Source organism: uncultured Algibacter sp. (assembly GCF_947490405.1).
Classification (GTDB): domain Bacteria; phylum Bacteroidota; class Bacteroidia; order Flavobacteriales; family Flavobacteriaceae; genus Algibacter_B.
Genome location: NZ_CANLGU010000002.1, coordinates 394,497 through 413,743, shown reverse-complemented (window position 1 = coordinate 413,743; position 19,247 = coordinate 394,497). Strand labels below are relative to the sequence as shown.

Genomic DNA, 19,247 nt, shown 5'->3' with positions numbered 1-19,247 from the left:
CTATGCAGTATAAAGCTACATCACCAGAAGACTATATAAACCAAGTTCCAGAGGAACGACAGGCTGCTCTAAAAAAACTGAGAAAAATTATAAATAAAAACCTTCCTAAAGGCTTTGAAGAAGGCATACAATATGGTATGATAGGTTATTATGTTCCACATTCTGTTTATCCAGATGGTTATCATTGCAACCCTAAAGAGCCTTTACCTTTTATGAGTTTTGCATCACAGAAAAATTCAATAAACCTTTACCATAGCGGAATATATTCAACAAAAGCGATACATGATTGGTTTGTATCAGAATACCCAAAGTATTCTAAGCTTAAATTAGACATGGGAAAAAGTTGTATTCGCTTTAAAAAAGTAGACCAAATACCCTATGAGTTAATAGGAGAATTATCAAAGAAGTTAACCGTTCAAGAATGGATAAATATTTACGAATCGGCTATTAAAAAATAATTATTAATAAAATTAGCAATATGAAATTAGGAGCATTTTCAACAAGCCTAAATGTTAAAGATATTAAGGCATCAAAACAGTTTTATGAAACATTAGGATTCACAAAGTTTGCTGGCGATATAGAAATGAATTATCTCATCATGAAAAATGGAAACGCACTTATAGGCCTTTTTCAAGGCATATTTGAACAAAATATATTAACCTTTAATCCTGGTTGGGATGAAAATGCAAATAAAGTTGAACCATTTGATGACATAAGAACCATTCAAAAGCATTTAAAAGACAATAATCTTAAGCTTGAAAGGGAAGCAGATAAAAATTCAACAGGACCAGCGAGTCTTGTTCTCTATGATCCTGATGGAAATACTATTCTTATCGACCAACATGTTTAAATTGAATCAATTAAAATGAAAAATCGAGTAACAGGAATAGGCGGGTTATTTTTTAAAACCAAAGATCCAAAAGCATCAAAAGATTGGTACAAAAAACATTTAGGGTTTAATACAGATGATTACGGTTGTACTTTTTGGTGGAAAGATAATGCAGGTAACAAGTGTTCTACACAATGGAGCCCTTTTCCAGAAGATACTAAACACTATGAGCCTTCTAAAAAAGACTTTATGTTTAATTATCGCGTTGAGAATTTAAAAGAATTATTAAAAGTTTTAAAAGCTGAAGGGGTTACAATTGTGGGTGAAGTAGAAGAGTATGAATATGGTAAGTTTGGTTGGATTCTAGATAACGATGGAAATAAAATAGAATTATGGGAACCTATAGATAGTGCTTTTTTGTAATTTTATCCACATAAAAACACACTTTGTCTTATTTAGAAATTCTTCAATCGCACGGTTTATCTCAACTTCAATGGGTCGCCATTTTTTTAGCTGCTTTTATTTTAGGCTTTTCAAAGTCTGGTATTAAGGGTATAGGCATCATCATTATTTTAATACTGGCATTTGTTTTTGGTGAAAAAGCATCTACGGGCATTTTATTACCCATGCTAATCTCTGCAGATATTGTTGCGGTTAGTTATTACAATCGGCATACGCAATGGCGTTTTATAAAAAAGTTAATGCCCTCAATGATTATTGGTGTTTTAGTAGGCGTTTGGGTTGGTGATACTATTTCTGAAGTAGTTTTTAAACGTATTATGGCCATAATAATTATTGGCTCTATTGGTATTATGTGGTTTTTTGAAAAGAAAAAGAACAATACGATTCCTCATAATAAAGTGTTTTCAAACTCAGCGGGATTTCTCGCAGGTTTTACAACCATGATTGGAAATTTAGCAGGCCCTATTTCAAATATTTATTTTCTGGCAATGCGCTTACCCAAAAACGAGTTTATTGGTACGGGTGCTTGGTTGTTTTTTATCATTAACGTTTTTAAGCTGCCATTCCACTTTTTTGTTTGGAAAACGGTAACCAAAGAAAGTTTAGTGCTCAATTTAACCTTAGTTCCAATAATTGTAGCTGGTTTTTTTCTTGGGGCTCGTGTTGTAAAATTAATATCCAATGTTAATTACAGACGTTTTATTCTTATCGTTACTGCTATTGGAGGTATTATTATGTTAATTAAATAATTGTAACATTTTAATAATTTAATATACATATAGTTATAAAAAGTTATTTTTATTAACTTTAGAGTCTAACCAAAAAAATAAAAGAAAATGTCTGATGATAAAAATTTAAGTGACGACCTTAACGATATGTTAGGTGATGCTAAAGAAGGTGCAAAAAAAGCGGCTGATAAAGCTGGTGAGCTAGCAGATGATGCAAAAGAAAAAGCTAAAGAATTTGCTAGTGAAGCAAAAGAAGCTGCATCTGATTTTGCTGATGAGGCAAAAGAAGTATATGAAAAGGCTACTGGAGAGAACAAAAAAGTGCTTGCTGGTATTTTGGCTATTTTATTAGGAGCATTAGGAATTCATAAATTTATTTTAGGTTATAACAAGGAAGGAATTATTATGCTTGTTGTCACATTAATAATTGGTGGGTTTACTTGTGGTATTGGTGTTGGATTAATGAGTATTGTTGGTTTAATAGAGGGAATTATTTATTTGACCAAATCTGACGAGGAATTTTATAATACTTACCAAGTTGGCCAAAAGCCTTGGTTTTAATACCTTTTAGAAAGATATAAATATTTAAAAAAGTCAAAAAAAAATGTTTTGACTTTTTTAAATCAAATTAACATCGTAATATTGCAATATATAGTTTACTTATGGGCGTTACAAAAACTCAAATATTTACAGATAAGCAAAATGATTTGGCACAGTTTTTTAAAGTGTTAGGGCATCCTGCTCGTGTAGCAATATTACAGTATGTAAGTAAACAAAACGCTTGTATTTGTAGTGATTTAGTTGATGAAATTGGATTAGCACAGGCCACAATTTCTCAACATTTAAAAGAACTAAAAAGCATTAATTTACTCAAAGGCGAAGTTGAAGGTAAGCGTATGTGTTATTGTATAAATGTAGAACGATGGTCTGAAATACAAGAACAACTAAACACTTTTTTTAATAATGCAAAGTCTAACTGCTGTTAAACACTATTATAACAATAAAAAAAATTAAAGTATATATGAAAACTCAAGAATTTTTTCAGGTATTAGAACAAAATAAGGACAAATCCTTATTGTTCGAATACGCGCCAGATCTATTAGTTGGTGCTAATTACCATATTACTGAAGTAAAGCATATTAAAGTTGATTCTGTAGACTGTGGCGCACAAACAGATTCTTGGAATGAAACCATTATTCAATTATGGGAAAGTCCTTTAGAAAAAGGAAAAACAGAATATATGTCTGTACTAAAAGCACTTGGTATTTTGAATAAGGTTGGTAAGATGAAATCTTATGACTTAGAGTCTGAGGTTAAATTTGAATACAGCAATGCAAATTTTCATACCGCTCAATTATTTGTTAATGATTTTGAAATACAAAACCAAAATATAATCATTAAGCTCGCCATTCAAAAAACAGACTGTAAAGCTAAAGAACTTTGTGGGGTTCCAGAGAGCGTTGTTGAGGTTGCAGAAAAAGTAAAAGAGAAAGTTGAATCTTGTTGCTCACCAAGTTCAGGTTGCTGTTAATATATAAGATACATGAATACTATATTATTTGAAAGTATTTCTAATACTATAAATGCATTAGAAATAAATAAAATTTCAGAAGGCAGAAAAGCTATACTAAAACCTTTAATTGGTTATTTACAAAATAAAATAGAATCTAATAAATCTATACGCCTAAATTTTATTTGTACGCATAACTCAAGACGCAGTCATTTGTCTCAAATTTGGGCGCAAACTATGGCAGCATATTATAGTATTAATAATGTGTCTTGTTATTCTGGAGGCACTGAAGCTACAGCTATGTTTCCAAAAGTTGGAGAAACTTTAGTTAATCAAGGGTTTAAAATCAATACATTATCTGATGGAAATAATCCAGTTTACAGTATCAAGTTTTCAGAAAATGAACCTGCACTTATAGCTTTTTCAAAAGAATTTAGTAATGCGTTTAATCCTACTTCTGAGTTTGCTGCAATCATGACGTGTTCATCGGCAGATGAAGCGTGTCCTATGGTTTTAGGTTGTGACAAACGTATTCCTATAACTTATGAAGACCCTAAAAAATCTGATGGTACACCACTGCAAACTGAAACTTATTTGAAACGGAGTTTACAGATAGCAACAGAAATGAAGTATGTTTTTTCTAGTTTGATTTAAGTGGTAAGGATTTTAAAAAAAACATTTACAGACTTTTCAGGTTTTTAAAATTTGAAGATTTTTTTTGCGTTAGGGATTGTAGAGAAAAGCCCACAGCCCGACGAAGGAGGTGCGAGGACTTGTAACGGAAAGCCCAACCCTTGTGGTAACGCCCAAATTAAAAATTTTGGTAAAAAATATAAGTGGTTTAAATTAGTCCTTGTTATTGCCAAAAACCTTGCGCTCTAATTCAGCCTGAAATTCTTCCATTACAGGTTTTACAGTACTCTCAGGTAAGTCGGCAATTCTTATATACATCAAACCATCAACCGAGTTATTAAATAAAGGATCGACGTTAAATGCTACCAAACGCGCATTTTGTTTGATGTATTTTTTTAAAAGAACTGGAAGACGCAATGCTCCGGGTTCTATTTCGTCAATAAACTTATCAAATTTATTTAAATCAGCTTCAGCTTCATCAAAAACAAAATCCTTATCAGCGTCTTTTAATTTAACCTTAAACTCCTTTTTAGGATGCACGTATTGGGCAATGTATGGATCGTAATAGTGCGACTTCATAAACTCAACCATCAAAGATTTTGAGAAGTTAGAAAACTGATTACTAATACTCACACCACCAATTAAGTATTTATGTTCTGGGTGACGTAGTGTTGTATGTACAATACCCTTCCAAAGTAAAAATAAAGGCATAGGTTTTTGTTGATATTCTTTGATGATAAATGCACGCCCCATTTCTATAGATTCGCTCATCATTTTATACAATTCAGATTCGAATCTGAATAAATCTTGAAGATAAAAACCATTAATACCATGTTGCTTGAAAATGAGGGAACCTAAACCCATTCTATATGCACCAGCGAGTATTTTTTTTTCATTATCCCACAAAAACATGTGGTGGTAGTAGTTATCAAAAGTATCTAAATCAATAGCTTCATTGGTACCCTCACCCACTTCTCTAAAGGTAATTTCTCGAAGTCGACCAATCTCACGAAGGATGTTAGGTATCTTATCTGCTTGAGCTAAAAACACTTCATAATTTTTACTTTGCAAAAGTCTTGAATCATCTTTTTTGATTGCTTCTACTTCTTCAATCATTAATGACTTATCAACTGGAGTAACAATATTTTTGGGCGTTTTGGGTGTTTTTAAACTAGAAGACAAATTATCTAACATTTTTGGCTTGTCTTCAAAAGTATTAGAAAGCATATATGTTTTTCTTCTTAAGAATTCAGTAAATTCTTCAAGAGAACTGTGTTCTTTTTGATCATTTAATGAGACAGGTTTCCCAATTCTTACCCGTATTGTGCGTCTTTTTTGCGTTAACAACTCTGATGGTAATTTAGCTGTCCTGAACGTATCACTGATTTTGGAAAGCTTGTAGAATAACTTACTGTTTTTTGCATGAAAATAAATGGGAACTACAGGAACCTCTGCTTTTTTAACCAACTTCATAGCAGCTTCTTCCCAGGGTTTATCAACAACCAATTTCCCATCCCTATAGGTAGAAACCTCTCCAGCGGGAAAAATTCCTAACGGGTGTCCGTCTCTTAAATGTAGAATAGCATTTTTAAAACCTGCAATACTAGATTTTACATCTTTCCTGTCTTCAAAAGGATTTACAGGCATAATATAGGGCTTAAGAGGCGCTATTCTATGTAATAAAAAGTTTGCTATAATTTTAAAATCCTTACGCTGTTCTAGCATTAATTTTAAGAGTAAAATACCATCAATACCACCAAGCGGATGATTAGAAATAGTAATATAGGCGCCATCTTTTGGTAATCGCTTTAAATCTTCTTCAGGAATTTCAAATTTAATCTGAAAATCATCAAGAATACCATTTAAAAAAGGAAGTTCGTTTAAATGTTTATTACGTTTGTAAATTCTATTTAGAGTAGATATTTTAAGAACTTTCATTAAAATCCAACCAATAAATGTGCCTAAAAAGCCATATTTATCTAGTTGAATAGCTTTAGCAACTTCTTTTGCATTTACTAATCCTACATCTTGCGGTTTACTCATGTTGTAAATGTACTAAATTGTTTATTTAGTTACTATTTGAACGGTTTCTTGAGTTAATTGTTTTAATAACACCATTTTACCAGATTCAATCTGTTGAATGGCTGATGCGTTGTAGTGGCGAATTGTGTAAAGTGATACATTTTCATCACAGGTTACTTTAAATTTAGCTTTTAAATGTTGCAAAAGCTTGCTAAGATTGTTATAAATATTATCTATGCAAACGGAGAAGCTAATTGCTGAATTTTGAATGACATCCACTTTCATTTTATATTCGTGTAAGAGACTAAAAATGGCACTAATATTATCTTCAACGATATATGAAAAATCTAAAGACGATAATGAAATTAGAACCTGGTTCTTTTTAACTATAAAGCAAGGTATCATAGGCTCTAAAGTTTCGTTTTTCCCTATTTGAGTCCCTGCTGCTTCGGGGTTTAAAAATGATTTTACAAACAATGGAATTTCCTTTCTTTGTAATGGTTGTAATGTTTTAGGGTGTATTACAGATGCTCCATAAAATGCTAATTCTATGGCTTCTCTATATGAAATTTTATTTAGAAGTTGAGCGTTTTCAAAATAACGTGGATCAGCATTTAAAACACCAGGAACGTCTTTCCAGATGGTTACAGTATTAGCGTTTAAACAATAGGCATATATTGCTGCAGTATAATCACTACCTTCCCTACCAAGTGTTGTTGTAAAATTATTTTCATCACTACCTAAAAAACCTTGAGTTATATTTAGAGTATTGGTATTAAGTTTTGATGATATAGCATGTTGTGTTTCAGTCCAATTAACGTTAGCGCGTCTGTAATAATTATCTGTTTTTATTTGAGTTCTAGCATCTATCCAATTATTACTTAATCCAATATGGTTGAAGTACTCACTAACAATTGTAGTTGAGACGAGTTCGCCATAACCAATAACTTGATCGTAAACAAAATTATAGTCAGGAGATTTATTAACTTCTAAAAAACTGTTTAATTCATCAAATAAATCATTAACTTTTTTAAATGCCTGATGATTAACATTTTCAAATAAATCAAGTAAAATTTGATTATGATATTTTTTTACTTCTTGGAATGAGCTTTGAAATTCTTTCTTGTTTTCAATATAGTTTTCAATTACAAGCTCAAGAGCATTAGTTGTTTTGCCCATTGCAGAAATAACAATCAATATATTATTGTAGCCTGTTTTTTTTAAAACAGAAGCTAAATTTTTAACGCCAGCTGCATCTTTTATTGATGCACCACCAAATTTAAATACTTGCATGTTATAATTTTGCTACATAATTTTTAATACCAGCTTCATCTAGCCAAACCACATCCCAATCGCGTAAAACCTTTGCGCCTTTCTTTTCGTAAAAAGTAATCGCTGGTTCATTCCAATCAACAACTTCCCAGTTAATCCGTTTCACACCTAAATCATGGCCATACTTTACAACTGTATCTAAAAGTGCTGTCCCTAGGCCAGATCCACGCATAGTTTTACTTACAATCAAATCTTCAAGGTGTAATATTTTACCTTTCCATGTTGAGTATCGATTGTAAATTAAGGCTATACCTTCAATTCTAGAGTTTACCTCAGCAACAAAACAGTGAAAAGCTGGATGTGTTCCAAAACCATCCTCCTGCAAATCATTAATGGTTACTTCTACTGCATCTTGTTCTTTTTCAAATTCGGCCAATTCTTTTATCAAATCAAGCACCTGTGGCATATCATTTTTAGTAGCGTCTCTAATTGTATAATTCATAGTTTAGTAATTCATCCAAATATAGTTTAAAGTTGTCTAAATTATTGTTTTTATACTAATCTATAACGTTGTAGTTTCATAAAATTTATGCATATTTGTGTAAATCTAATTTTATTAAACATGGCTCAAAAAAAACAAACCTTAGGAGAATTTATTATTGAAAATCAATCATCATTTCAATATTCTTCTGGCGAATTATCCAGTCTTTTAAATTCAATTCGTTTGGCTGCCAAGGTAGTAAACCATGAAGTAAATAAAGCTGGTTTGGTAGATATAATAGGAGCTGTTGGAGATACCAATATTCAAGGGGAAGATCAGCAAAAATTAGATGTTTATGCAAATGATAAATTTATTCAAACACTAACACGAAGAAATATTATTTGTGGTTTAGCAAGTGAAGAAGAAGATGATTTTATTACCATTAATAGTCAAGATGAAAACCATCAAAACAAATATGTCGTTTTAATTGATCCTTTGGATGGATCATCTAACATTGATGTTAATGTTTCTGTTGGAACCATTTTTTCTATATACAGAAGAGTTACTCCGGTAGGGACTCCCGTTCAGTTAGAAGATTTTTTACAAAAAGGAAGTGAGCAAGTTGCTGCGGGTTATGTAGTTTATGGAACCTCAACTATGTTAGTGTATACTACTGGAGATGGTGTAAATGGGTTTACATTAAATCCAGCTATTGGTTCTTTCTATTTATCACACCCTAAAATGGAATTTCCTGTTGATGGTAATATCTATTCTGTAAATGAAGGTAATTATATTCATTTTCCGCAGGGAGTAAAAAATTATATAAAGTATTGTCAAGAAGAAGAAGATGACAGACCTTATACATCAAGATATATAGGATCTTTGGTTTCAGACTTTCATAGAAATATGATAAAAGGTGGTATTTATTTGTATCCGCAAAGTTCTAAAAACCCTAATGGGAAATTACGTTTGTTATATGAATGTAATCCAATGGCTTTCTTAGCAGAACAAGCTAATGGTAAATCTAGTGATGGCTTTACAAGAACTATGGATGTAGAACCTACAGAGTTGCACCAACGTGTCCCTTTTATATGTGGCAGTAAAAACATGGTTGATAAAGCAGAGGAGTTTATGAGACAAGCCATAAAGTAAACTATTTATATAATTCCTTTCCTTAGAATATTAAAACAAAAAATGCGAACTAAATAAGTTCGCATTTTTTTAAGGTATAATTGTATTTATAACAATCTTTCCCGTTTAATTTGAAAAAGAGAGGTTGTCACCATTTTTTGTAAAGCTGACTACTTCAGCAGTACTACCATTTTGGGTTGTTCCTTCATAGCTTCTACTTTCACCAGAACCATTTATGGTTACATAAAAAATATTAGGAGTTGTTGTGCCTTCAAAATCGTTAACTGCTACAGAGTATGAACCGTCAGGTGCATTTTCTAGCCAGAAAATATTTTCAGGACCAAAACCATCTATATCATCTCTATCAAGAGCTCCCCCGCTAGATGATTGCGTGTTTATGAAAGAGATAATTTCACCACTTGGATCTGTAACATATAAATCCTGATCAGTAGCAGTGTTCCATGAAAGACTTATTTGTAGAGCTCCAGTTCCTAGCCTCAACACATTTATACATGTGTTAACAACATTACTTACTAATCCATTAGTGTCATAAACACAAAAGCTTACACAAAAAACTCCAGCTTCAACATTGGTAGGAATTCCTAAAGGCACTTGTAAGTCACCAGAATTTCCAGCATTTGAATCATAAGGTATTGTGAAGTAGTTGCCTGCCCCATCTACTTGAACATAACAACCTCCTAAATTATTACTTACATTTGAGTATGAAAAGGTTAAAGGGGAGGTGGAGCCATTAGAACTGTTAATGATGGATATTTCATTTGTTACTTGTGGTGCTTCACTGGAAGCAGAAGGACCGGGAGGTGTTCCTTGACTTGTCTGAGTGCCAGCTGGTGTTATTAACACACGGCTTATTGCATTGGCATCTGTTGGGTCTACAAGTTCCTCTTCAGGATTTGTACCGCTATCGTCGCTTCCTCCACAGCTTAATATAAGTGTTGCAAGTAGTATGAAACATAGTTTTAGCTTGATTGTTTTTGTTGATTTGTTTTTACTCATTTTTTTTGAATTATTGGTTAATAGTTATTCAATAATAGCACATTTTAATGTGTTAATCAATACCTATTAATGGGTATATTAAAGTGCTATATTTCTTGTTAATCTTAAAGATTTACCACATAGCCTGAAAAAAATTAGCACGCTAAGCTGAGGAATTTATATCTAGTGAGATTATGAGAATGCGGGTGTTTCCACCCACATCTCTAAACACCCTCGATCATAGCAGACCTATTGGGAATAGCAATCTATTCTTTTACTATTTTAAATGTGGCTTTACCATGTTTTGATGAAAGTTGTAAAAAGTAAATGCCTTGAGGCAAGAAATCTAAGTTCAAATTTTTAGAACTTGATTTCTTCTTGTAAACCTCTTTTCCTAGGGTATTATAAATTGTAATTTCATCTAGATCCTTAGGGTTTGTTAGAGATATATTGATGGTTTCATCAAAAGGATTAGGATACACTGAAGTAGATTTTTGTAAAAAACTTTCTGTTCCTAAACTAGCAACTTCATCAAGCACTGTGGTAATAGACCAATTTTGATTTGAATCTTTTACGCGCACAAACAAAATATCGTTAAAATCATAATCCCCAGCAGGGTAAGGCACATTAAAAGTCCAACTTCCATCAGGCTCAGGTGAATTGATACTTACTAGACTATTATTACCAAACTCTAAATCATCACCAAAAAAATATTCGATTTCGACCACATTTGTAATTGGATTAACATAAACCTCTATATTTTTTCTAAAAGTTTGACTCCAATTACCTTTGGAATCTTTTACCCTTCCATATAGTTTATGATATCCTAATGATGTAGAATTAAGTATTTGAGCTGTAAAAGCTTGTTCTATATCATTTTGTTCTGGGCTTATAGGGAAAGATATAGCATCTTCAAACTCTGGATCGATATCTATAAAATATTCCCCCATCACGATATTATTTTGAGTAACAGGAGGAAATATCTCTATATTTTTTCTAATAGTTTGGCTCCACTTCCCATCTTCATCTTTAGTCCTTATATATAGTTTGTGGTATCCAATAGTTGTAGATGGTGGTATATTCGCCATTACTGTTTCCAAAACATCTACATCAGGCGATATTATATTTAATACTGTGTTAAGCCCAAACCCATTATCCGTATCTAAGAAATATTCTATCTGTGAGACATTAGATTGGGCTCCGGTAGCGCAGAAAGGCATTACTAAAACAGTAATTATAAAAACAATATGTTTCATAATACAATTAATTATTAGTTCTCGCCTGAATAGTTACTGACAAACCAGTATTAGGTTCAGCAACGCCTGGAGTTGTTACATTATAGACAACCGGAATTGAACCTAGGCCAGAGATATTATAACGATTAGTAGGTACAGCACCACCAAAAGCACCGCGTTCTGCATTGTCGATACCTGGCTGATTATATGTTGGATCTGTTTTCAATTTATAACTTCCATCAGTAGTTCCCGAATCAACAAATAAAAGATTCATACTTGGCACCCAAAGGTTGCCAGTTGTATTTTGGAATACACTAGAATTAGATACAGTATTAAACTGGACATTGTTATTAGTACCGTTATTAATATTAGCTGTGATACCTGGAGATCTTAGTATATTATTTTGAAATGCCCCAGTGTTAAATTCTAAATTTAATTCGTTAGCTGGACCATTAAAAACATTATTATTACATTCTAATAGCGTACCTAAAAAATTACTATTGGACCATATTAACTTTTTTTCACAGATGTTATTATTAAATATGACATCTTGTGGCGGTACAAAAATACTAGTTACTCCAAGTGAAAAAGCGTTAGTGTTCGTATTCGTGAAAAAGTTTTGGAGAATATAAATCTCTGATAATTGAGTAGCAAATTGTATGTCACGGTCTATTCTACATCGCTTAATTGTAATTCCATTTACATTTAAATAAATAGTACCTGTTAATGATGAACCATTAATTAGTACATTCATTCCAATAACTTGAGAAAATTCAGATCCTGTATCAAATGTTATACTGCCTATTCTGGCATCATAGGTATTATTAGATACATTAGAATTTTCAGTTAAAAAGTACCCAGGTCCGATAATAACTAATCTTTTAGTAATTGTTGCATCCCCATAATCAATAGTAGAGCCTTCTATATGCAATGTGTCACTGGCTGTAACATTGGGATACGCTACAGCATCATTTATTTCCTTAAATACAGGAAAACTTGGTGTGCCTCCATAGTTTTCACCAAAAGCTGTAGAGCCATCATAATTTGATTGGTTATTTACACGCCATGTCTTAGCTTGCGCTATAGAAGCGAAAAATAAAGCAATACATACTACTGAGTTAAAAAGTAATCGTTTTGTTTTCATAATTTTAAGTTTTAAGAGGATTAATTAATAGCTATATTATCTTAAGTAGATTTATATTGGGGTTCTAAAGATTTCTTAAACTTGATGCACTTTTTATTTATTTTAATCTTCAGTATAAGACAGGTTAGTAAATTCACCGTTGGTAACGTTATATGTTTTTTCATTGTTGCTATTGTCTTCAACAATTTCAACGAAACTGAATTTCCCAGACACTAGCTTTTCGCTTGTATCTACCTTGGTAAATTCAAGACGCATGGACGTATTTTCAACAAAGTCGTATTCTTCACTGCCAGTTTCCGTATATACCCCGCTAAGAAATAAATCTTCATCGTTATGAGTTAATACTAAACCACTACGAAACTCAAATTCATTGTTGGTTGAAACGAATGTAATTCCAATAGCTTTAGCGAAATTATTATTTTCAAGATCCGTAGCTACAATGGCAAATGCGCTGGCTCCTGAAGAAGCATTATAACTGGCTCCAATAAAGGGGTCTCCTGAGATAAAACGATCCCCATTTACTTGAGCAAAAAATTTATCATTTGTTTGTAAATCATTATCATCACTATCGTCATTTTTAGAACAGCTGACAGTTACAAAAAGAAAAAGAAGCGAAACTTTTAAAATGGTTTTCATAAATATTATTTTTTGGGTTATTCTTGTTTTTCAGTTATGTATTTTAGATTATTCGCTATTTTTCTAGCATTTTCTACATCCGTAGCTTGTATAGCAATTTTGTAGGCATAACTTTTTATACTACCATCTTGATAGGTTTTTATTATTTTTTCTAAATGTTTGGTATTCAATTCAACCATAACTTGTTTTCCAGAAGTTATGATTGCTATATTTTTAGGGTTTATATCTCCCAAACCAAACTCATAGATAGTCTCTTTACTACTCTTAAGATTGGAATACACAGAAGTAATCTTAATAATATAAGGAGATGTATTAATTACCTCTAAAGATTGGTCATAATTATTATCGCCAATTTTAACCAGTGTTATATCTTTTTGTAAGGCATCAAGTTTAGATGAAATAGAACTAGATGATGTTTTTGGAGTTTTTATTTCGCAAAATTTAACTATGTTTTGCAATGCCTCTTTTGAAACCATTGCCTCTTCAATACCATTAACATATAATTTGAAAGTACTGGTGTAATTTTGCAGCTCATCGTTTTTAAGATAGCGTATAAATTTTGCTTTTTTACGAGTATTAATTTCTAAGTAAAGCTGATTCTTTGCAGAATTATAATCAATATTATCTACGTTAATATCACTAAAATTAAATTCAAATACATGCTCTTTGGTTTCCTTTATATCAGCTTCTTTAATCATTACCTTACTTACACAACTACCTTCTATATTCTGCGTGTACGTTTTATCATTAGTTGAAACACTTTGTGTAACTGTATTTAAATAGGCTACAGCTCTTTCAACATTAGATATATCTGGTTTAGATTGAAGAAAAGCTTTTTCAGCTAAGGGAATAATTTGCTTTATAACTTTATAAATATCTTTGGCATTCTCGATACTTGTACTATAAAAACGTACCTTATTAGTATAGCTTTGTTGTACACCGTCTTTAAAAGCTTTAATTACTTTTATATTTCTGCGATTTGAAGCTTCAATATAAAACTCGTCTCCACTAATTTTAAAAGAAAGACTATTTGGGTTTAATGTGGCAAGGTTAAACTCAAACTCTTCGGTAGTGGTCTTACTTTTGGAGTTTGTGGTTGTACTTAACTTTAAGGATCCATTGTTAAGTTTTCCATGTTCTAATTTTTGAACAATTTGGCTTTTGGTGAAATCTACATCTTGAATATTTGAAGCTAACCAATTTTGATGATCTTGGAAACTTGAAAGTGCCAATTTGTTTTTTTCAAGTACTTCGTTAATTGGAATGATTTTTTTAATTTCATCAACCAATACCCTACCATTATCAATATTTTTTGCATAAAAAGAAAGATTGTCAACATAGTTTATCTTATCTCCACTATTACTTGTTTTTTTGATTAACTTTTGTTTCCCTTTAATTAGTAATTGAATTAAAATAACATCCTTTTTGGTGATGGTTCTAACCGTATTAACATCAATATCTGAGAAACTAAAACTATATAGACTTTCTTCACTTTTTCCTTTTGCATCAACTTCAGTTAATGTGTAATTTATATAATTAGTAGTTGTGAGTTTTAAGTCTTGTGCATACTCCAATTTTGAAGCTTCTACAATTTCTAAAGCATCAGCAATAGTGTTTACATACTTGTTAAGCTTTTGAGAATAAGTAACATTATAAAGCAACAAGCATATAATGAAACTATTAAAACATTTCTTTTTTGTCATAATCTCTAGATCTTATTATTACTTTATTTGAAGATGCAAGCTTAAAATCTTTAAGTTTTGCATCCTCATAAATAAAACACTGATGAATGATGATATAACTAAATTTATTATAGATTGAAATAATAATGTATTCCGCCACCACCGTTGAAACCTCCAATGGAGCCTATACCATCAAAAGAAACATTTGTATAACCCAATTCAAATGAAAAAGCTAGACCATCAACGAAATTATTAAAAGACCATTCTATACCAGCACCTGCCCCAATAGCTATTGAGTTTTGGTTAAATTCACCTCCAAAGGCACCCAAATCGTATTTATATGTCCAGTATCCTATTTGTCCATACAAATAGGGCTTATAGGATGCAAAATCAATATCGCCTGCCTCAAAATTATAAGCATACCTTCCAGTGAGGGAAAAACTGTTAGCACCAGAAAAGTTAAATCCATAATTGGCTGAACCTACAATAATCTGACCTGTGTGTTTTTCTGTAAAATTATATTTAGCAGACACCCCATAATTTAAAGAGGTCCATGCTAAACCAGCTCCTAAGGCCCCAGCTTCACTCATCTCTTGAGCTTTAATTTTACTACTAAATAATAATAGAAATGCTACTGTTGTTAAAAAATAGATTTTTTTCATGGTTACTTATTTTAAATATGTATTGATTAATTATTGTTTCGGAGAGTTAAAATCAGAGTCATAAGCTATACGGCCCGTATTATTTGGAATCCATTCACCATTTGGATTTCCTTTATTATCAAGCATCATAAAGGCCATTTGAATATTTTCAATCCCACCATCTGTTAATACTCCTGATATTGAAATAGCTGAATCAGCAGTAGTGTTATTAGACTCATCAGTAGATGTAGTAATTAATAAAACAGTGAAATTGTCATCATCTCCAGAAATAAATGATCCACTTCCTTGATCTATTTGGTTACCTTGATCACCAAAATAATCAATCGTTAAAGCACTATTATTTTGATTAGAAAATGTTATTGTATAATCATTAAAAGGCATTCCAACTATATCTCCCGTTACACTGCTAGCTTCCAATAATAATGGCGACACAAAATATACCCCTTCAATATTAGGAGGATTATTTCCAGTATTTAAATTAAAACCCAAGTCTTCAAGCGCATCTACCAAATCATCATTATAAAAATCTCTAATGTCTTCTATGGAGCCATCAAATCCTTCATCTTGATTATTGTCATCATCATTATTACTGCAGTTAAATAATAGAAATGGACTTACAGTTAATAGAACAAATAGTAATCTTTTCATCTTTAATTTTATTTATTGTTAATAGCAATAGAAACAATAACATATAGTAGATAAATTGAGAGGAAGATTTTTGGGTTGATTTACTTATTCAATATTACGCCATAAGAGAAAGGAGTGCAATCCGTAAATTCCCGTAATTTTATATTTATAAGGTAATTTATAGCCAATATTTTTTAATTTGGTGGAGTAAACCAAAAACCCTCAATGAAAAATCTTGTTTTTCTATTGTTATTCTCATTTACACACTTGTATCCAGAATGTCAAACCTTTAATCAAAAGAATGAGAGGGATAGAATAGATGCTTTAATTAAAAAAGGAGATAGTTTAAAGAAAATAGATAATACAGCTGCTTTAGATATTTTTAAAAAAGGTTTAGCTATTGCTTTAGATAATAAAAACAATAGTAAAGCAGCTATTTTCTATAAGAAAATTGGAGCTCTATATCACAGAAAACGAGATTATATTAAAGCTGAATTTATATATAAAAATGGGCTTGCCTTAGATAGTACATCAAAAGTTGCTGCAGATTTAAATTATAATATTTCACTGCTTAAGGCGAGACATAACCAGCAAGATAGTTTATTAACATACCTTAAAAAAAGTATTGATATCTATGAAAATTTTGATCCTGATAAATCTATTTATAAAGCTTATTTAAAAGCAGGAATTGTTTATAAAAACAGGCAGCTTTATGAAGACGCTTTAATATACTCAATAAAAGCCTATGAGGGTTTTAAAAAAACAGATAACAAACAAAAGCTAGCTGATGTTTGTACCATTATTGGCAATATCCAAAATCAATTAAAAAACCATAATCAAGCTTTAATCTATTATTTTCAAGCATTAGAGCTTGAACAAAAACTAAATAATAATTTAGGCATCGGTATATGTTACACAAATATTGCTAATGCTTATGATAATCTCAAAATTTTAGATTCTGCGATTGTAAATTATAAAAAAGGACTAAAATTCTTAGACAAAAATAGCTCCCAATATGCTATTTTACTTAGTAATCTTGCTCTAACCTATAAATCACTTGGTAAGACCAAAGCCTCTGAAGAGAATTTCATTAAGTCTATAACTATAAATAGTATTTTAAAAGATACTATCTCACTCCTGTATAATTATAATGGTATTACTAACTTATATTTAGAATATTTTGATTTAGACTTAGCAAAACAAAACTTAAATAAAGCAAATCAACTTCTACCTTCTGTAACAAATCAACAAGCTATTCTTAGCCATTATAAGAATGAGGCTGAATATTATAAAAAAAAAGGGCTTTATAAAAAAGCACTAGAGGTTTATGAAAAACACTCTAACTTATATGAGGTTGTTTATAATTCTGAACAAACAAAGCTTGTGCAAAACTTACAGGCAAAATTTGAAAATAAAAAAAAAGAAAATGAAATACTAAAATTAAATATAGAGAATAAAAATGCACAAATATTACTTACCCAAAAAAACGAAAACATAAAGAGTAAAAATTTAACAGTTATAATTTTAGCAACTATAACCTTATTACTTATCGTTGTTTATTATTTTTTCGTACAAAAACAAAGAACAGTTGTTCAAAGTAATAAAATAGAAAAACTTGAAGCTATATATCAAGGGCAAGAAACCATCAAAAAAAGAATAGCAAGAGATTTACACGATATTATCACTACAAATTTTGATGGGCTTAGGTTAAGGGTATTAGCCTTAAAACGATCTAAAAAACTAAATCAAATGGTTGATGAAATTACAGAAGATTTAAAAAAAATGAATCAACAAATTAGAGTGGTTTCACATAGAATCTATCCTTTGGAAATGTATATGGGAAGTCAAAAATTTACAGATATTATTAAATCTAGGCTTAGTGAATTTCAGTTATACGGTAATATTTTTGTTGAACTTGAAACTCAATTACCCGATGTTTTAAATACGTTACCTCTGGTTGTAAAAAACAATTTTTACGGTATTTTACTAGAGGTATTAAATAATGTTGAAAAGCATTCTCTTGCTACAAAAATCACTATTAAAAACTATAAAGATAACAATGATAATTTGCATTTTTTATTTGATGATAATGGCATTGGGATAGAAAATAATCATAAAGAAGGCATTGGTTTACTTAATATTAAACAACGTGTTGAAATTATTGAAGGCAAGTGTAAAATAGAAAAGACCCATACAGGAACTCAGGTACATGTTAATTTTCCAATTCAAAAAGACTTATGAAGGTAATAAAATCAGATATTTTAATTGTAGATGACTCTGTTATTTTCTCTCAAGGACTAGTGTCTTTATTAGAGCAGTATCCCAACTATGTGAATAGTATAAATGTTTCTTATAATTATCAGCAAGCTCTTGGTATTTTGTCTTCTCAAAAAGTAACCATACTAATTTTAGATTTAAATTTTGAATCAGATGATTATAATGGGTTTGATATAGCAAAAAAAGTTAAGGCGTTCTACCCAGAGATTAAAATTATAATTCTTTCTCAAGAAGCAAAAATAGATAGTTACGAAATCCTGTTTAACCATATCCATGTAGATGGCTATTTGCACAAACAATTGGGTATAGATGAAACTTTGGAAGCTCTAACTGCCGTAATGAATGGAGAAAAATATATAGACAAAAATATTCAGGCTATGTTAAACATAGGTAAGTGGTTGAATATATCCAATCGAGAAAAAGAAGTTATAAATCTTTTAACTATAGGCTTAACACAAAAAGAAATTGCAGATAAATTAAATATAAGCAGTAGAACAGTTGAAACTCATATTAAAAATTTAACCGTTAAGATGGATGCAAAAAACACAGCGCATTTAGTATCCATTTATACCAAATATAAGAACGGAAATAGAGAAACCAATTATTAATTAAAACCAATTTTAAAAAGACAACAAACCCTTTAAAATTGGTTTTAAATATTAATGATTAATCATTAGGATCATCATCCGTTGGTGGATCAAGATCTTGGTTTGGTGGGTCAGTAACAACTTGTTGTTGATCACTATCCAACTCTTGTGCTGTACAAGAAACACATGTTAAGCTTAAGCAAAACACTAGTAGTAATAACTTAAATACATTTTTCATTTTATAAGGGTTTTAGGATTAAAATTTTATTAAACCTAGCCCTATACCTATCAAAAAGCTATTTGGAATTATTATTCAAGGGTGTTTATTTATTA

22 protein-coding genes are annotated in these 19,247 nt (G+C 30.9%); 11 read left to right on the top strand and 11 right to left on the bottom strand.

Annotated elements, in window-relative coordinates; translation table 11 throughout:
* The first annotated feature begins 2 nt into the window (after positions 1 to 2).
* The 8 genes from Q0772_RS05790 (at position 3) to Q0772_RS05755 (ending at position 4,183) form a co-directional block, all read left to right on the top strand.
* Positions 3 to 458: a DUF1801 domain-containing protein gene (locus Q0772_RS05790; protein ID WP_298341307.1), complete on the top strand. Its 456-nt coding sequence runs from the start codon at positions 3 to 5 to the stop codon at positions 456 to 458.
* Positions 459 to 478: 20 nt separating this feature from the next.
* Positions 479 to 850 (top strand): VOC family protein, encoded by a 372-nt coding sequence (locus Q0772_RS05785; RefSeq protein WP_298341304.1) that lies wholly within the window; start codon positions 479 to 481, stop codon positions 848 to 850.
* Between the two features lie 15 nt (positions 851 to 865).
* Entirely contained in the window at positions 866 to 1,252 is a 387-nt protein-coding gene (locus Q0772_RS05780; RefSeq protein ID WP_298341299.1) for a VOC family protein, read from the top strand.
* A gap of 23 nt (positions 1,253 to 1,275) precedes the next feature.
* Positions 1,276 to 2,040, top strand: coding sequence for a sulfite exporter TauE/SafE family protein (locus Q0772_RS05775; RefSeq protein WP_298341297.1), 765 nt, complete (start codon positions 1,276 to 1,278; stop codon positions 2,038 to 2,040).
* 87 nt (positions 2,041 to 2,127) lie between these two features.
* Entirely contained in the window at positions 2,128 to 2,580 is a 453-nt protein-coding gene (locus Q0772_RS05770) for an NINE protein (protein WP_298341295.1), read from the top strand.
* A 101-nt stretch (positions 2,581 to 2,681) separates the two neighbouring features.
* Positions 2,682 to 3,005 (top strand): metalloregulator ArsR/SmtB family transcription factor, encoded by a 324-nt coding sequence (locus Q0772_RS05765; RefSeq protein WP_298341293.1) that lies wholly within the window; start codon positions 2,682 to 2,684, stop codon positions 3,003 to 3,005.
* A gap of 35 nt (positions 3,006 to 3,040) precedes the next feature.
* A complete protein-coding gene (locus Q0772_RS05760; protein ID WP_298341291.1) occupies positions 3,041 to 3,550 on the top strand; it encodes a DUF6428 family protein in 510 nt (169 codons plus the stop codon).
* 12 nt (positions 3,551 to 3,562) lie between these two features.
* Complete coding sequence (locus Q0772_RS05755; RefSeq protein ID WP_298341289.1) at positions 3,563 to 4,183, top strand: protein-tyrosine-phosphatase; 621 nt, start codon at positions 3,563 to 3,565, stop codon at positions 4,181 to 4,183.
* A gap of 192 nt (positions 4,184 to 4,375) precedes the next feature.
* Here the strand turns inward: Q0772_RS05755 and Q0772_RS05750 are convergent, their stop codons facing one another.
* From Q0772_RS05750 to Q0772_RS05740, 3 genes are read right to left on the bottom strand one after another with little or no spacing between them, the layout of a single operon-like run.
* Positions 4,376 to 6,205, bottom strand: coding sequence for a lysophospholipid acyltransferase family protein (locus Q0772_RS05750; protein WP_298341287.1), 1,830 nt, complete (start codon positions 6,203 to 6,205; stop codon positions 4,376 to 4,378).
* A 21-nt stretch (positions 6,206 to 6,226) separates the two neighbouring features.
* A complete protein-coding gene (locus Q0772_RS05745) occupies positions 6,227 to 7,477 on the bottom strand; it encodes an aspartate kinase (RefSeq protein ID WP_298341285.1) in 1,251 nt (416 codons plus the stop codon).
* Between the two features lies 1 nt (position 7,478).
* Positions 7,479 to 7,958 (bottom strand): GNAT family N-acetyltransferase, encoded by a 480-nt coding sequence (locus Q0772_RS05740; RefSeq protein ID WP_298341283.1) that lies wholly within the window; start codon positions 7,956 to 7,958, stop codon positions 7,479 to 7,481.
* A 120-nt stretch (positions 7,959 to 8,078) separates the two neighbouring features.
* Between Q0772_RS05740 and fbp the strand changes: the two genes are divergently transcribed.
* Positions 8,079 to 9,089, top strand: coding sequence for a class 1 fructose-bisphosphatase (gene fbp / locus Q0772_RS05735; RefSeq protein WP_298341280.1), 1,011 nt, complete (start codon positions 8,079 to 8,081; stop codon positions 9,087 to 9,089).
* A gap of 105 nt (positions 9,090 to 9,194) precedes the next feature.
* On the opposite strand, the gene Q0772_RS05730 is transcribed toward fbp, so the two are convergent.
* The 7 genes from Q0772_RS05730 to Q0772_RS05700 form a co-directional block, all read right to left on the bottom strand.
* Entirely contained in the window at positions 9,195 to 10,085 is an 891-nt protein-coding gene (locus Q0772_RS05730) for a hypothetical protein (RefSeq protein ID WP_298341278.1), read from the bottom strand.
* A gap of 245 nt (positions 10,086 to 10,330) precedes the next feature.
* Complete coding sequence (locus Q0772_RS05725) at positions 10,331 to 11,320, bottom strand: T9SS type A sorting domain-containing protein (RefSeq protein WP_298341277.1); 990 nt, start codon at positions 11,318 to 11,320, stop codon at positions 10,331 to 10,333.
* A gap of 7 nt (positions 11,321 to 11,327) precedes the next feature.
* Entirely contained in the window at positions 11,328 to 12,443 is a 1,116-nt protein-coding gene (locus tag Q0772_RS05720) for a hypothetical protein (protein ID WP_298341275.1), read from the bottom strand.
* 102 nt (positions 12,444 to 12,545) lie between these two features.
* The gene (locus Q0772_RS05715; RefSeq protein WP_298341273.1) at positions 12,546 to 13,079 is read right to left on the bottom strand and encodes a hypothetical protein; all 534 of its coding nucleotides are present in this window, start codon (positions 13,077 to 13,079) and stop codon (positions 12,546 to 12,548) included.
* A 17-nt stretch (positions 13,080 to 13,096) separates the two neighbouring features.
* Positions 13,097 to 14,782 carry a hypothetical protein gene (locus Q0772_RS05710; RefSeq protein WP_298341271.1) on the bottom strand — a complete coding sequence of 562 codons (1,686 nt, stop codon included), beginning with the start codon at positions 14,780 to 14,782 and terminating at the stop codon, positions 13,097 to 13,099.
* Between the two features lie 107 nt (positions 14,783 to 14,889).
* Entirely contained in the window at positions 14,890 to 15,423 is a 534-nt protein-coding gene (locus Q0772_RS05705) for a hypothetical protein (protein ID WP_298341269.1), read from the bottom strand.
* 30 nt (positions 15,424 to 15,453) lie between these two features.
* The gene (locus tag Q0772_RS05700) at positions 15,454 to 16,071 is read right to left on the bottom strand and encodes a hypothetical protein (protein WP_298341267.1); all 618 of its coding nucleotides are present in this window, start codon (positions 16,069 to 16,071) and stop codon (positions 15,454 to 15,456) included.
* Positions 16,072 to 16,275: 204 nt separating this feature from the next.
* Between Q0772_RS05700 and Q0772_RS05695 the strand changes: the two genes are divergently transcribed.
* Together Q0772_RS05695 and Q0772_RS05690 are read left to right on the top strand one after the other, a co-directional pair.
* Positions 16,276 to 18,291: an ATP-binding protein gene (locus tag Q0772_RS05695; RefSeq protein ID WP_298341265.1), complete on the top strand. Its 2,016-nt coding sequence runs from the start codon at positions 16,276 to 16,278 to the stop codon at positions 18,289 to 18,291.
* On the top strand, positions 18,288 to 18,935 hold the full coding sequence (locus Q0772_RS05690) for a response regulator transcription factor (RefSeq protein ID WP_298341263.1): 648 nt from the start codon (positions 18,288 to 18,290) through the stop codon (positions 18,933 to 18,935). Before Q0772_RS05695 ends, Q0772_RS05690 begins: the two co-directional genes overlap by 4 nt.
* A gap of 58 nt (positions 18,936 to 18,993) precedes the next feature.
* On the opposite strand, the gene Q0772_RS05685 is transcribed toward Q0772_RS05690, so the two are convergent.
* The gene (locus Q0772_RS05685) at positions 18,994 to 19,152 is read right to left on the bottom strand and encodes a hypothetical protein (RefSeq protein ID WP_298341261.1); all 159 of its coding nucleotides are present in this window, start codon (positions 19,150 to 19,152) and stop codon (positions 18,994 to 18,996) included.
* Positions 19,153 to 19,247: the final 95 nt, after the last annotated feature.

Excerpts from the sequence above, each read along its gene's own strand:
- Q0772_RS05790 (WP_298341307.1), top strand. The coding sequence starts at position 3 with ATGCAGTATAAAGCTACATCACCAGAAGACTATATAAACCAAGTTCCA.
- Q0772_RS05785 (WP_298341304.1), top strand. The coding sequence starts at position 479 with ATGAAATTAGGAGCATTTTCAACAAGCCTAAATGTTAAAGATATTAAG.
- Q0772_RS05780 (WP_298341299.1), top strand. The coding sequence starts at position 866 with ATGAAAAATCGAGTAACAGGAATAGGCGGGTTATTTTTTAAAACCAAA.
- Q0772_RS05770 (WP_298341295.1), top strand. The coding sequence starts at position 2,128 with ATGTCTGATGATAAAAATTTAAGTGACGACCTTAACGATATGTTAGGT.
- Q0772_RS05765 (WP_298341293.1), top strand. The coding sequence starts at position 2,682 with ATGGGCGTTACAAAAACTCAAATATTTACAGATAAGCAAAATGATTTG.
- Q0772_RS05760 (WP_298341291.1), top strand. The coding sequence starts at position 3,041 with ATGAAAACTCAAGAATTTTTTCAGGTATTAGAACAAAATAAGGACAAA.
- Q0772_RS05755 (WP_298341289.1), top strand. The coding sequence starts at position 3,563 with ATGAATACTATATTATTTGAAAGTATTTCTAATACTATAAATGCATTA.
- Q0772_RS05750 (WP_298341287.1), bottom strand. The coding sequence starts at position 6,205 with ATGAGTAAACCGCAAGATGTAGGATTAGTAAATGCAAAAGAAGTTGCT.
- Q0772_RS05745 (WP_298341285.1), bottom strand. The coding sequence starts at position 7,477 with ATGCAAGTATTTAAATTTGGTGGTGCATCAATAAAAGATGCAGCTGGC.
- Q0772_RS05740 (WP_298341283.1), bottom strand. The coding sequence starts at position 7,958 with ATGAATTATACAATTAGAGACGCTACTAAAAATGATATGCCACAGGTG.
- fbp (WP_298341280.1), top strand. The coding sequence starts at position 8,079 with ATGGCTCAAAAAAAACAAACCTTAGGAGAATTTATTATTGAAAATCAA.
- Q0772_RS05730 (WP_298341278.1), bottom strand. The coding sequence starts at position 10,085 with ATGAGTAAAAACAAATCAACAAAAACAATCAAGCTAAAACTATGTTTC.
- Q0772_RS05725 (WP_298341277.1), bottom strand. The coding sequence starts at position 11,320 with ATGAAACATATTGTTTTTATAATTACTGTTTTAGTAATGCCTTTCTGC.
- Q0772_RS05720 (WP_298341275.1), bottom strand. The coding sequence starts at position 12,443 with ATGAAAACAAAACGATTACTTTTTAACTCAGTAGTATGTATTGCTTTA.
- Q0772_RS05715 (WP_298341273.1), bottom strand. The coding sequence starts at position 13,079 with ATGAAAACCATTTTAAAAGTTTCGCTTCTTTTTCTTTTTGTAACTGTC.
- Q0772_RS05710 (WP_298341271.1), bottom strand. The coding sequence starts at position 14,782 with ATGACAAAAAAGAAATGTTTTAATAGTTTCATTATATGCTTGTTGCTT.
- Q0772_RS05705 (WP_298341269.1), bottom strand. The coding sequence starts at position 15,423 with ATGAAAAAAATCTATTTTTTAACAACAGTAGCATTTCTATTATTATTT.
- Q0772_RS05700 (WP_298341267.1), bottom strand. The coding sequence starts at position 16,071 with ATGAAAAGATTACTATTTGTTCTATTAACTGTAAGTCCATTTCTATTA.
- Q0772_RS05695 (WP_298341265.1), top strand. The coding sequence starts at position 16,276 with ATGAAAAATCTTGTTTTTCTATTGTTATTCTCATTTACACACTTGTAT.
- Q0772_RS05690 (WP_298341263.1), top strand. The coding sequence starts at position 18,288 with ATGAAGGTAATAAAATCAGATATTTTAATTGTAGATGACTCTGTTATT.
- Q0772_RS05685 (WP_298341261.1), bottom strand. The coding sequence starts at position 19,152 with ATGAAAAATGTATTTAAGTTATTACTACTAGTGTTTTGCTTAAGCTTA.